Source organism: Chitinophaga sp. ARDCPP14 (assembly GCF_051362515.1).
Lineage (GTDB): Bacteria > Bacteroidota > Bacteroidia > Chitinophagales > Chitinophagaceae > Chitinophaga.
This window is the reverse complement of the sequence record NZ_JBKIXB010000003.1, coordinates 84398-97095: the sequence shown is the minus strand read 5'-3', so window position 1 is coordinate 97095 and position 12698 is coordinate 84398. Positions and strand designations below refer to the sequence as shown.

Below are 12698 nucleotides of genomic sequence, written 5' to 3'. Positions count from 1 at the left end.
GCTACACCTGTATATGTGTGAAAATGCAAGATAAACATTATCAGGGGGAAAAGGAAGTAGAAATATCTCTACTACCCTATTTTGACTTACGGCCCAGTGTCATCAGTACTACACCGCAGATAACGATAGTAGCGGAAATGCCTACCAGCGAAGTAATGGCTTCGTTACCAATGGCCCATCCCAGGAACAAGGCCACAATGGGATTAATATAAGCATAAGTAGCCGTTAGCCGCGGCGGCGCATTTTTCGATAACCAGCTGTAAGAAGTATACCCCACCAGTGACCCGATCAATACCAGGTAAAGATAAGCCTGCCAGGCTTCCGCAGTCATCAGAGGCAGGGTAGCAAGTCCGCCGGGTTCCAGCACAAAACTCATCAGCAGGGAAAATACGCCGCCGGCCAGCATCTGGATAGCGGTGCTGGTAATTTGTGTAGGCATCGGGAGCCGCTGTACCAGCAGCGTTCCAACCGCCCAGGCAATATTGCCCGCCACGATTACAATCACCGGCCATAAAGGAAACTGTCGTGCTTCGTGATGAACAAACGGGTTAAACAACAGGAACAGGCCAATAAACCCTACTACAATCCCCAGCATAGTCATGGCGGAAGGGCGTTGTTTGCTGAAAAAGGCCCAGTCCATACCCATGATCCAGGCGGGCATGGCAGCTACTATCAGCGCCACAATGCCGGAAGGCATATGATGTACGGCCAGGGCTACCGTGGTGTTCCCGATACCAATAAGCAGCACGCCTACAAAACAGGCAGAGACAAGCTCCCTGCGCCCTGGCCATGTTTTCTCCCGCAGGCAACCTACCAGCAGCAGGATCCCTCCTGCTACCAGGAAACGCATCGACGACAACAGAAATGGCGGCACTACTTTCGTCGCTATCTTCATCCCGAGGTAAGTGGAACCCCAGATGATGTATACTGCCAACAGGCAAAAGATCATTTTGGAGGACAATACGCCTGTCTTTTTGTTCATGATTTCTTTCTTTTGGTACGCTGATAGTTCCGGGTTACTTTACTGACATCACCGCAAGTGCTCATGCTGCACCATTTGCGGGAGCCGTTGCGGCTTTTGTCCAGGAAAAGCCATCCGCAGGCGGGACACTCTTTTACTTCCGCCGGCTTGCCGGAGGTATACAATTCCACTGCCGATTTTACCAGCCACCAATATACCTGCTCCAGTGCAGGGGCGTTAAACTGCAAAGAGCCCGCGCCTGCCTGCCAACTGATTTCTATATTGCCGTACGCCTCCCCGATATAAGTATTGAACTGCATACTGTCGGCCGCAGCAGGTTGCTTCCTGGCAATACCTGCCATAAACAACCGGTGCAGCAACTCCCTTAAAACAATGCTTTTCTCAAAAACCATGGTCGCCTTTTGCGGATAATCCTTCGCCAACCGTTCCAGGGTATGGATAATTTTGGGAGATAAGGCACGGGTGTGAGCGTACCATTGCAACAACTCTTTGATGCCGTTGAGATAGTCGTGCGATATTCCTTTCTTACGGTTGTCGATCGTATTCACAAAATCGAGACACAGGACGCCACCGTCGAGCCGGAGTGATGTAATGGATTTGGAGGATGCCATGAGCGGATTTTGTCTTTCCCAGGATTAAACTGATTACGCTGATTTTTTGTTTTTTTTTGGATGCTACTGCGAAGATAAACCTTATAATTAACCAGTAAAAGTTATTTTACCGGTTAATTAAAAAGAGGGTAAAATGAGGGTGTTTGTCTGATTGGAACAACGCTTTAATGCGAAAGTGTCATATTAATGATTATCAATTTGTTATAAAGTAAAAAACAGCTTCTTCTGAAGCTGCTTTTTACTTTATAATGATGGTATTTTAATATGCGGTAATTAATAGCGGGCAGTATTTTTGCCGGATGACCTTATAAGTTACATTATTTATTTGATATATACTTCAATAATTGCATTAGTAGGCCTTCTGGGTGCGAGGAAACTGTCGACCTGGTGGTAATGTTGCTTCAGTTCTCCCCTCAATGCAAAGGGGTAAAAGTTGTTCAGGTTGGGAGCATATTCATATATTACCAGGTCGTAATGACGGTCTCTTACCTTTTGGGTGAAGGTGGCAAGTTGCCTGTTGAACATCCCTACTCCCAGGTGATACCATAACGGGTAATCGGGACCGGTTTCCAATTTATAAGGCATTGCGGCGGCCAGCGGAGTCAGCTCGGACATGTTCAGTACTTTAATATCCCCTCTCTTTTCGGCTACGACCGGCAGCGCCATAATCTTTTCCATTCCCTTTACCGTGGAAGCGGGCATGTATATTTTGCGGAACGGACGGAGATTTGAGAAAACCCAGGACGACACCGGCACATCGGTGGTATCGTTATTCAGCATAAAGTTATGCCGGTTTACCACATTCTCATGACCGGGCGTTCCCATTGCCACGGTTTCCTGTGCCGGAAATAAACGGTCGGTGAAACGGCCTATGTATTTCCACCAGGTACCAGACCACCAGAAAAGCACCAGGAGGGTGGCCCCTAACAACGGACGGAACGAGTTGATATTTATCTTCCCTAAATCCAATAAATAAGAAGCGATAAAGGCAAACGCGAAACTGTGGAAGAAGATATTGTTATCCGGCGGGGTGTAGCTTGTTACCTGGAAAATGGCGGCTTCGCCCAATATACCCAGTGTAAGCAAAGCAAACAGTACTTCCCGGCGCTGCTGTAACCAGGAGCCCCATGCTTTCACTTTCGCCACAAGGCACAGCACTACCAGCACCACATATGCCTTGATCCAGTTGGAGCTGCCGAATATTTCGTCTGTGAAGTCGTTGAAGGCCAGTCGGGAGCTGTGTGGCGGCTGTCCGTGGTTAAACCAGTATCCGAATCCCGGCATCAGCGGCAGGATCATAATGGCGGCAATCAAAGCAAACATACCGGCAAAGATGGGCAGGTCCAGCCAGCGGCGTGTCTGGAAACTATTATAGGCCAGGAACAGGAGGCTCAACATAAACGCCATTCCACCGCCGTCCTGTTTGGTGAAAACGGACAGGAAGATAAAGAAGGCAGCACCGAACATCAAGAGGTAACTACGTAAACGGCTATCCGAAAAGAAGGACCGGAACAGGAAGCTCAGTCCCACCAGTTCAAATACAATCACCGTATGATTATACCAGGGCCAGAAATTAAAGAAGGAGTAGGACAACACAAATACCAGCACAGACAGTAACCTGACACCGGGTTGCACGCCCATGCTTTTCATGATGGACCTGAAAGCAAAGCCGGCCATGATATTCAGGAGCACCTGCGCCTTTACAAGGGAAATGAGTTCAGGTCCGAATAGTTTAAAGAAGATGGCCGGGAAGATCCAGAAGCCGTAACCAAGTGGCGATCCGAAATCCCTGAAAGGAATTTGTCCGGATGATATCCGGTAAGCTCCTTCCCAGGATAGAAAAATATTAACGCGGTACGGGAATGTTACAAATAACGGCACCAGGGCGAGTGCGATAATAATAATGCTTTCGGCAATGGCCGGGCGACGGCCGTTCAGTGAAAATTTTGGCATAGTAGATTGGGATTCGCTGTAATTGCTGACTATTCAGTAATATGAATGGCTGCAAAAGTAATTGAATAAATTGTAAATTAGCCCCATCTAACTACCAAACAACTCCAGGTTCCGTGAAATTTTTAAAGCTGTTGAGACCCAAACACTGGGTAAAGAATGCCTTCCTGTTTATTCCCCTGTTCTTTGCGGGAGAGATCTTTAATACTGATAAACTGCTTGATGTCCTGGTGGGTTTCTTCGCCTTCAGCTTTATTGCCAGCAGTATTTATATACTGAACGACTACCGCGACATTGAGGCTGACCGCCTGCATCCGGTAAAGTGTATGCGTCCGCTGGCGTCGGGAGCCATCAGCCGGTCGGCCGCAATAGCGCTTTTTATCATCTGCGTTTTCGCCGGGTATGCGCTGGCCGTTATGGTGGGAGAAAAGTTTGTTTTTGTGCTGAGTATTTACTTTGTGCTAAACATCCTGTATTGCCTTGGCTTAAAGAACATTTCTATCCTTGATATTATCATTGTGTCAACCGGATTTGTGCTGCGGGTTAAATCCGGCGGTGTAGCCGCCAAGGTGGCGTTGTCGGAGTGGCTGGTGATTATGGTGTTCCTGTTGTCGCTGTTTATGGCCATTGCCAAACGGCGGGACGACATCCTGATCAAACTCGATTCCGGGAAAGACATGCGTAAGGCGGTGCGGGGTTACAACATGGATTTCCTGAACGTGATGCTGGCGCTTGTTTCTGCTGTTATCATCGTTGCCTACCTGATGTATACCATTTCTCCTGAAACCCAGGCCAGGTTCCATACTTACCGGCTTTATTACACCACCCTGTTTGTAATTGGCGGATTATTACGATATTTGCAAATAACCTACGTACAGAACAGTACTGGTTCTCCAACCAAAATCCTATATAAAGACCGTTTTATTCAATTAACCATCCTCCTGTGGGTCCTGAGTTTTTATGTATTAATTTATTTACCGACAGATAAAACTTTTTTTGAATAATGCAAAAACGGTTAGCCAACTGGGGGAATTTCCCTGCTGTTGACAGCGACGAAAATGCTTTTACCCAGGAAGATGAACTTCGCAAATACGTAGTGGCTAATAGCCACATGATTGCGCGGGGCAATGGCCGCTGTTATGGCGATGCCTCCCTGGGAAGGCACAGCATATCCATGCTGAAATACGATAAGATGCTTTCCTTTGACACCGCCAACGGGATCATGGATGTACAGGCAGGCGTAACGCTGGACCAGATACTGGATATTATTGTTCCCAAAGGATGGTTCTTACCGGTAACCCCTGGTACTAAATATATTACCGTAGGCGGAGCAGTGGCTTCTGATGTACATGGGAAGAACCACCACGTAGACGGCGCCTTCTCCGGTCACATTATTGATATGGATGTACTCACGGCCAATGGCGAAACCATTTGCTGTTCCGCCACCCAACACGAAGATCTTTTCTGGGCTACCTGTGGCGGCATGGGTCTTACCGGCGTAATCACGCGGGTGAAATTCGGCCTTAAAAAAGTGGCTACTGCCTATATACGCCAAACACAACTGAAGGCGAAAAACCTGGAAGAAGTGATCCGGCTGTTTGATGAATATAAGCACTATACTTACTCCATGGCGTGGATCGATTGCCTCCAGAAAGGCGATTCTTTTGGCCGGAGTATCCTGATTGTAGGCGAACATGCCACCCCGGAAGAACTCAGCGCGGAGCAACAGAAAGCCCCCCTCACCCTTCCGGCTAAACGAAAACTCACGCTCCCGTTCAACCTTCCTTCCTTTGTACTGAACACTTTTACCGTAAAGGCGTTTAACTGGTTATACTACGGGAAGAATTATAAGAAGGTGATGCACAAGGTAATCCCTTATGAACCCTTCTTTTATCCGCTGGACGCCATCCTTCACTGGAACCGCGGGTACGGCAAGGCAGGCTTTGTACAATACCAGTTTGTAGTATCCCTGGAACAGAAAGATGGCCTGGTGGCTATCCTGCAACGGATCAGCGATAAAGGCTGGGGTTCGTTTCTCGCGGTACTGAAGGTATTCGGTAAACAAGACAGCCTTATTTCCTTCCCGATGGAGGGGTACACCCTGGCGCTGGACTTCCCCATCCGCAAGGGATTATTTGAATTCCTGGATGAGCTGGATGAAATTGTACTGCAATACGGCGGTCGTTTGTACCTGTCGAAGGATGCGCGGATGAAGCAGGAAATTTTCTGGAACAGCTATCCTAATGCCGGCAGGTTTGCCGAAATTGTAAAACAATATAACAACAACGCGCGTTTTGAATCCCTGCAATCGGAGCGTTTATTATTGACAAAATAGTTTACCCTGATTAACCAAGTACACTCATGCCTACCCTTTTAATACTTGGCGCAGGCTCCGACATGGCCATTGCCATTGCCCGGAAGTTTGCGTCTGAAAAATATGATATTCAACTGGCCGGCAGGAACATTGCCGCATTGATTCCTCAACAACAGGATCTGCAGGTGCGTTATGGCGTTAAAGCCACCACGCATGTGTTTGATGCTGCCGGCTACCAATCGCATGCTGCTTTTTATAACGGCCTCCCTGTTCCCCCGGACATCACCATCTGCGTTTTCGGTTACCTGGGCGACCAGGAGAAAGCGCAACAAAACTGGCAGGAAGCCGCCACCATTATCAACAGCAATTATACCGGCGCTGTTTCTATATTGAACATCGTAGCGGAAAGCTATGTGGCCAGGAAGCAGGGAACTATTGTGGGCATCAGCTCTGTAGCCGGTGAAAGAGGACGCCAGAGCAATTATATCTACGGCAGTGCGAAAGCCGGTTTCACCGCTTACCTGAGCGGATTAAGGAACCGTCTTTTTCGTAGTGGCGTTCACGTGATGAGTGTGCAACCGGGCTTTGTGAACACCCGTATGACCCAGCACCTGACGCTCCCACCACTGCTAACGGCGCAACCGGAAGCAGTAGCTACCGCAGTTTTCAAAGCAGTGAACCGCAAAAAGAATGTGCTGTATGTAAAGTGGCATTGGCGATACATTATGCTCATTATCAAATTAATACCGGAAGATATTTTCAAAAAACTCTCCCTGTGACCATCGCTTTTTTCGACTTTGACGGTACCATTACTACCCGGGACACCCTATGGGAAATTATCCGCCATCACAGGGGCCGCGCCGCCATGTATGCCGGCATCATTCAATTGCTGCCGCCACTGCTGCGCTTCAAATTAAAAATGATGCCGGCGCAGCAGATGAAAGAACAAGTGCTGGAATATTTTTTTGGGGAGATGTCTGCCCACGATTTTTCCGCTGGCTGTGAAAGCTTCTGCCGGGAAAAGCTGCCGGCTTTAATTCGCCCGCAAGCGCTGGCGGCTATACGAAATCACCAGCAACAGGGTCATCATGTGGTAGTAGTATCCGCTTCCGCACAGGACTGGGTAGCGCCGTGGTGCCGGAAAGAAAATATCATTTGCCTGGCTACGCGTCTCGAAGTAAAAAATAAAGTCATCACCGGTAAAATACAAGGTATCAACTGCAATGGCGAAGAAAAGGTGAACCGCATCCGCGAAGCCTACCGCCTGGAAAACTTCCGCGAAATATACGCCTACGGCGATAGTGAGGGCGACCGGCCGATGCTGGCACTTGCGCAGCATGTTTCGTTCAAGCCATTCAGGTAGTGGGGATTGCAGCGAAGGTTGTCTTACTCAGGATTAAACTTATTTCACTGATTACGCTGATTTGATCACTTTTTGATTTTAAAAGATTCGGGGAGATATAAGCGGATATGTGGATTTTGTCTTTCTCACTGATTACACCAATTTAACTGATTATATTTTTAAAAGATTCGGGGAGATATAAGCGAAAATATCCGCTTATATCTCCCCAAATCATTTAAAATCCAAAGTGTTCAAATCCCCTAAATCAATATAATCAGCGTAATCCTGAGTAAGACAACCTACGCACTTCGCGTATAAAAAATGCCTCACCATTACGGCAAGGCACTTTCTATTATTGTAACAGATTGATTGTACGAAGTGTTTATATTATCAGGCAGCTTTCGCTTTCTTCATTTGCGCTGTTACCATTGCGGGTTTCAGCTTGATGATGCCAACGAAGTTCAGCAGCTTCATTACCTGGTAGCTTGGGTCAAGCTCATACCATTTTTTGGCAAAGTTAGGACTGTCTTTAAACTTGTGGTGGTTGTTCTGGAACAGTTCGCCCATCAGTACTATACCCCATGGAGAAGTATTTCTGGAGTGGTCGTTGTTGTCAAAATTCTGGTAACCATATTTATGTCCGCACCAGTTAACGATAGCACCCTGTACAGGTCCCATCAGGAAGTGGATAGGCAGCAGTAAATAAAGATACCACATACCTGCAGGAACGAATGCTACGTAAAATGCTACATAAGCGCCCATCCAGAGGAAACGGGTGATGTTGCTGTCGCCGAATTTATCCATCGCATCCCATTCTGGTAACGGGTCTTTGGTAAATTTAGGATCTACATCACTGGTACGTGTTACAAAACCATTATAGATTTTGCGGGTTTGTACCATCATGCCCCATACGTCTTTGAAGAAGTGCGGAGAATGTGGATCATGTTCAGTATCGCTGAATTCATGGTGCATGCGGTGCATAACGCCATAAGCTCTTGGAATCAGGTATGATGAACCCTGGAAAAACCAGGTGCTGAAATAAAAGAATCGTTCCCAGAATTTACTGGTAGTATACATCTGGTGAGATGCATAACGGTGTAAGTAGAATGTGTGAAAAAACAAGGAAAAGAACCAATGCACACAAAAGAATATCAGGATCGCCGTCATTTCTATACTTTATAAAGTGACAAATAAGCGCCAAAGGTAAGCTAATTAAGCGGATATTAAGCCAGTTTTAACCTCCCAGGTGGTGAAGAAAATGTTAAAATAATTTTAAATTTTAATTTTTCTTTACCCAACGTAACTCTAAGAGATTCATACCGTTACCGCTGAATCCGGAGACGTTTGGCTGCACCAGCCGCACGACTTCGTCATAGAACAGCGGCACTACCGCGGCGTCTGCCATGATCATATTATCCATCTCCCGGTACTGGATGTACCGGATGCTGTCGTTGTTCTCCTCCAAGGATGTTTCGTACAACCGGTCGAATGCCGCGTTGTGATAGCGGGTATAATTGGGCGGCGCCGGGTTTTTGCTGTAAAACATGGCCAGGTAGCTTTCAGCGTCGGGGTAGTCGGCGATCCAGCTGCCGCGGAAAAACAATGCCTGTGATTTAGCGGTTTGCTCCAGCAGCAGGCTTTTCTGCAGCACCTCCACTTGTATACGTATACCAACATTCTCCAGCTCATTCGCTACATAATTGGCGAGGTCGGCGTAAATGGGAATAGACAGCAGTTTGATAACAGGTAGTCCTTTTCCATCCGGGAAGCCGGCCTCACGGAGCAGCTGCCGCGACATGGCCGGGTTGTAGGGATAGCCTTTTACCAACTGCGCATTAAAGGAAGGCAGGCCCGCGGGTACAAATCCCGCTGTGGCGGCGGTGCCTATGCCATTGCGGAGGTAAGTCATCATTTTCGTACGGTCGAAGCCGTAGTTGATAGCTTGCCGGATCTTTTTCAAGCGGAGCGGCGACTTCCCGACGAGCGGATTGCTGCTGTCAGTAAGAAATCCGAGGTATTCTGTATTCAGATAAGGATGTTTGTTCAGCACCATTTTCCCCTCCCACTCCTTCCGGAGCTTGCCTTGCTTGGTGAGCACTTCATCTTTAAAGGAGGCATCGATATCATTCATAAAGTCCAGTTGCCCCTGGCGGAACAGCAGGAATTCCGAAGCTTTGCTTTCAAGGAAGCCTACCTGTACTGCATCCAGGTAAGGGAGGCGGCGACCGGTATCATCTTTTTCAAAATAAACGGGGTTGCGATGCAGCACCAGCGCCTGTCCTTCATCCCAGAGGAAAAAGCGGAACGGCCCGGTACCACAGGGATGATTGCGGAAGTCTTTCCCGTATTTCTCTATGCCCTCGTGTGGTACGATGGAGCAATACTGCATGCTGAGTATTCCCAATACCGGGTGGAACGGCCGGTAGAGCGTTAGTTCGAAGGTGGAGTCATTCAGGGCGTGAAGACCGCTGTCGGCGGACAGTTTGCCGTTGAAGATCCAGGCGCCGGGCGAGGCCGTGGCGGGGTCCATGATACGACGCAGGCTGTACACCACGTCGTTGGCCGTCATCCGGCGGCCTTTGCCTCCCGGGAAGATGTCGCTGTCGTGGAAGTATACGTCTGTCCGGAGATCAAACGTATAGGTGCGGTGATCCGCCGATTCGCGCCACTGTTTGGCGAGTGAGGGACGGATCACCAGGTTGCTGTCGGGTTCCACGAGCGTATTGTATAATTGCTTTACCGCCCATATTACTTCCTGGCTTTTGGCAAAAGCAGGGTCGAGGCTGGCTATTCCGTTGGTGCTGTTATACCGGAATACGCGCAGCGACTGTTTTTCCGGGCTACCGCACGCCCCAAGTAAGAGGCTGCATAGTATTGCAAGCCCCCATCTGCATATAACCACCTGACAATAACAACTTTTCATTTGGCAGTAAATTAATATCTTTCAGGCTAAAATATACGAATAAATATGCGCGGCATACCGATGCTTTGTATGGCCCTTCTGGCAACTTTAACTGCCGGGGCACAACAGTTCAGCAGGGCTGACACGCTGAGAGGCAGTATTACTCCTCAGCGTGCCTGGTGGGATGTTACCAGCTACGACCTCCATGTACAGGTAAACCAGGACGACAGTACCTTCAGCGGTTTCAATACGATTACCTATGAGGTACTGAAAACCGATTCAGTGATGCAGATAGATCTGCAGATACCGATGGTGATAGACAGCGTGGTGCAGGATAAGAAGCCGCTCACCTTTACCCGCGACGGCAATGCCTGGTTTATAAAAATGACAATTCCACAGGTAAAAGATAAATCAAAAAAGATCACCGTGTATTACAGCGGCAAACCCCGCAAGGCGTTGAAAGCGCCGTGGGATGGCGGTGTTGTATGGTCGACAGACGACAAAGGCCGTCCGTGGATAGCCACCGCCTGCCAGGGTTTGGGAGCCAGCATCTGGTGGCCCAACAAAGACACACAAAGTGATGAGCCCGAAGACATGACCATCAGCGTTACCGTTCCTGCCGACCTCACGGATGTATCCAATGGCCGTTTAAAAAAGACCATCGACAATCCCGATGGCACCCGGACCTTTGTATGGTATGTAAGCAGCCCTATCAACAACTATGACGTAGCAGTGAACGTAGGTAATTATATAGAGATGAAAGATACCTGGCACGGTGAAGGCGGTAAACTGGATCTTGGTTTCTGGGTATTGGATTATAATGAAGACAAGGCAAGGGAACATTTCAAAGTAGTGAAGCCTATGCTGAAATGCTTTGAATACTGGTTTGGCAAGTATCCTTTTTATAAAGACAGCTACAAGCTGATAGAAGCGCCGTTCCTGGGTATGGAGCACCAGAGTGGCGTGGCTTATGGCAACAAATACCTCATGGGGTATTCCGGCAGGGATCTTTCCGGTACCGGCTGGGGATTGAAATGGGACTTCCTCATTATCCATGAAAGTGGCCACGAATGGTTTGGCAACAGTATCACCAGCAAAGACCTGGCAGACATGTGGATCCATGAGTCTTTTACCAACTACTCCGAAACTCTTTTTACCGAATGCCAGTACGGACATAAGGCCGCTGAGGAATATGTACAGGGAATCCGCAAGAATATTTTAAATGATGTGCCCATCATTCCGCCTTATGGTGTTAATGCAGAGGGAAGCGGTGATATGTATTATAAAGGCGCCAACATGCTGCACAATATCCGGCAGATCATGGAAAACGACGAGGCCTTCCGCCAAATGCTGCGTGGGCTGAACAAAACATTCTATCACCAAACGGTAACCACGCAGGAGGTAGAGCAATACATCAGCCAGGCAGTAGGTATGAACCTGGATAAAGTATTTGACCAGTACCTGCGTCATACCACTATTCCTACACTGGAGTACCGCTTCAATGGCCAGCAGATCCAATACCGCTGGGTGTCTGATGTAAAAGACTTTAATATGCCGGTGAAAGTGAAGCTGAGTGATAGCGGGTTTAAGCTGATATACCCGGGCACTTTATGGCGGAGTTCCAATATTACTTTAGGTGACCTCAAGAACTTTGAAGTAGATAAAAACTTCTATATTAAATCCAGGCAGGTGAAATAAAGATGCGTGCAAAATAAAAAGAGGGGTTTGCTGATAGCAGGCCCCTCTTTTTATTTTATCGTTTCAGTAATTTGAAGGCGTGACCGGTGCTGTCATTCAGGAACCCGTAGGCCGCCCATAAAATAGAGAGCGGTTCAATGCTGCGGCTCATTTCTATCCTTCCCATATCTGCCACATCGAGCCAGCCTATCTGGTGCAGGAGGTTGACGACTTCGCGCTTCGCATCGTTGTTATTGCCGGCAATAAACATGGTAGGGGCTCCTTCCTTGAGTTCCGGGAGCAGCATTTTTTCGTGGCCTATACAGCTGAGTGCCTTGACTACATTGGCATCCGGCGGCAGCCAGGCTTGTATTTGTTCCCCTGCGGAGTTATTGTGACCGATGGTGAAGGTGAGTCGTCCGTTTTCATCGGGGCCTTTGCCATCGAGTGGATTGGTAACATCCACTACTGTTTTGGATTTAAAGTTCCATATCCCGGCGGCTTCAATGGCTTTTTTGGTGCCGGCCCAGCTGGTGCAGATCAGCAACAGTTCCCCGAATTCGGCTGCCTGTCTGAAAGTGCCTGCCGTAGCCTGCTTACCCTGCTTCTTTATCCATTGCTGCAAAGATTCCCTCGAGGGATTACGGGTACCGATTGTAACATGATGTCCTGTTTGAATAAGCCCTTTACCAAGAGTTAAACCAACGGGACCGCTTCCAAGGATACCGATTTTCATGAGCGTAGATTAGTAGATTAATTTTAAGTGCGAATTATGAAGATACTTAAAATTGGGGAGAACTAAGCGTAGGTTGTCTTACTCAGGATTAACGGTGATTTTATTGATTTAGGGGATTAGATCACTTTGGATTTTAAAGGATTTGGGGAGATGTGAGCGAATTTTGTCTTTCTCAGGATTACGC

General features: G+C 48.0%; 11 protein-coding genes. 5 read left to right on the top strand and 6 right to left on the bottom strand.

The genetic code is table 11. The annotated features are described in order from the left end of the window. Nucleotides 1-76: 76 nt before the first annotated feature. From ACLHR0_RS09425 to ACLHR0_RS09415, 3 genes are all read right to left on the bottom strand, one after another. A complete protein-coding gene (locus ACLHR0_RS09425) occupies nucleotides 77-982 on the bottom strand; it encodes an EamA family transporter (RefSeq protein WP_436486108.1) in 906 nt (301 codons plus the stop codon). After that, nucleotides 979-1593: a CGNR zinc finger domain-containing protein gene (locus ACLHR0_RS09420; protein ID WP_436486106.1), complete on the bottom strand. Its 615-nt coding sequence runs from the start codon at nucleotides 1591-1593 to the stop codon at nucleotides 979-981. Before ACLHR0_RS09420 ends, ACLHR0_RS09425 begins: the two co-directional genes overlap by 4 nt. A gap of 321 nt (nucleotides 1594-1914) precedes the next feature. Continuing rightward, the gene (locus ACLHR0_RS09415; protein WP_436486104.1) at nucleotides 1915-3546 is read right to left on the bottom strand and encodes a hypothetical protein; all 1632 of its coding nucleotides are present in this window, start codon (nucleotides 3544-3546) and stop codon (nucleotides 1915-1917) included. 113 nt (nucleotides 3547-3659) lie between these two features. Here ACLHR0_RS09415 and ACLHR0_RS09410 point away from each other — a divergent pair, with 113 nt between their 5' ends. From ACLHR0_RS09410 to ACLHR0_RS09395, 4 genes are read left to right on the top strand one after another with little or no spacing between them, the layout of a single operon-like run. Then, a complete protein-coding gene (locus tag ACLHR0_RS09410; protein WP_429064654.1) occupies nucleotides 3660-4547 on the top strand; it encodes a decaprenyl-phosphate phosphoribosyltransferase in 888 nt (295 codons plus the stop codon). Next, nucleotides 4547-5878, top strand: a complete 1332-nt coding sequence (locus ACLHR0_RS09405; protein WP_436486103.1) for an FAD-binding oxidoreductase — start codon at nucleotides 4547-4549, stop codon at nucleotides 5876-5878. Before ACLHR0_RS09410 ends, ACLHR0_RS09405 begins: the two co-directional genes overlap by 1 nt. Nucleotides 5879-5904: 26 nt before the next feature. Then, a complete protein-coding gene (locus ACLHR0_RS09400; protein ID WP_436486101.1) occupies nucleotides 5905-6636 on the top strand; it encodes an SDR family oxidoreductase in 732 nt (243 codons plus the stop codon). Then, nucleotides 6633-7220, top strand: coding sequence for an HAD family hydrolase (locus ACLHR0_RS09395; RefSeq protein ID WP_429047941.1), 588 nt, complete (start codon nucleotides 6633-6635; stop codon nucleotides 7218-7220). The genes ACLHR0_RS09400 and ACLHR0_RS09395 overlap by 4 nt, the downstream gene beginning before the upstream one ends. Before the next feature lie 369 nt (nucleotides 7221-7589). On the opposite strand, the gene ACLHR0_RS09390 is transcribed toward ACLHR0_RS09395, so the two are convergent. Together ACLHR0_RS09390 and ACLHR0_RS09385 are read right to left on the bottom strand one after the other, a co-directional pair. Then, nucleotides 7590-8366, bottom strand: a complete 777-nt coding sequence (locus ACLHR0_RS09390) for an acyl-CoA desaturase (protein ID WP_370913468.1) — start codon at nucleotides 8364-8366, stop codon at nucleotides 7590-7592. 112 nt (nucleotides 8367-8478) lie between these two features. Beyond that, the gene (locus ACLHR0_RS09385) at nucleotides 8479-10122 is read right to left on the bottom strand and encodes an ABC transporter substrate-binding protein (RefSeq protein ID WP_429064658.1); all 1644 of its coding nucleotides are present in this window, start codon (nucleotides 10120-10122) and stop codon (nucleotides 8479-8481) included. A 45-nt stretch (nucleotides 10123-10167) separates the two neighbouring features. Here ACLHR0_RS09385 and ACLHR0_RS09380 point away from each other — a divergent pair, with 45 nt between their 5' ends. Further along, nucleotides 10168-11799: a M1 family metallopeptidase gene (locus ACLHR0_RS09380; protein ID WP_436486098.1), complete on the top strand. Its 1632-nt coding sequence runs from the start codon at nucleotides 10168-10170 to the stop codon at nucleotides 11797-11799. Nucleotides 11800-11854: 55 nt separating this feature from the next. Here the strand turns inward: ACLHR0_RS09380 and ACLHR0_RS09375 are convergent, their stop codons facing one another. Further along, nucleotides 11855-12514 (bottom strand): NADPH-dependent F420 reductase, encoded by a 660-nt coding sequence (locus tag ACLHR0_RS09375; RefSeq protein WP_370913465.1) that lies wholly within the window; start codon nucleotides 12512-12514, stop codon nucleotides 11855-11857. Nucleotides 12515-12698 lie beyond the last annotated feature (184 nt).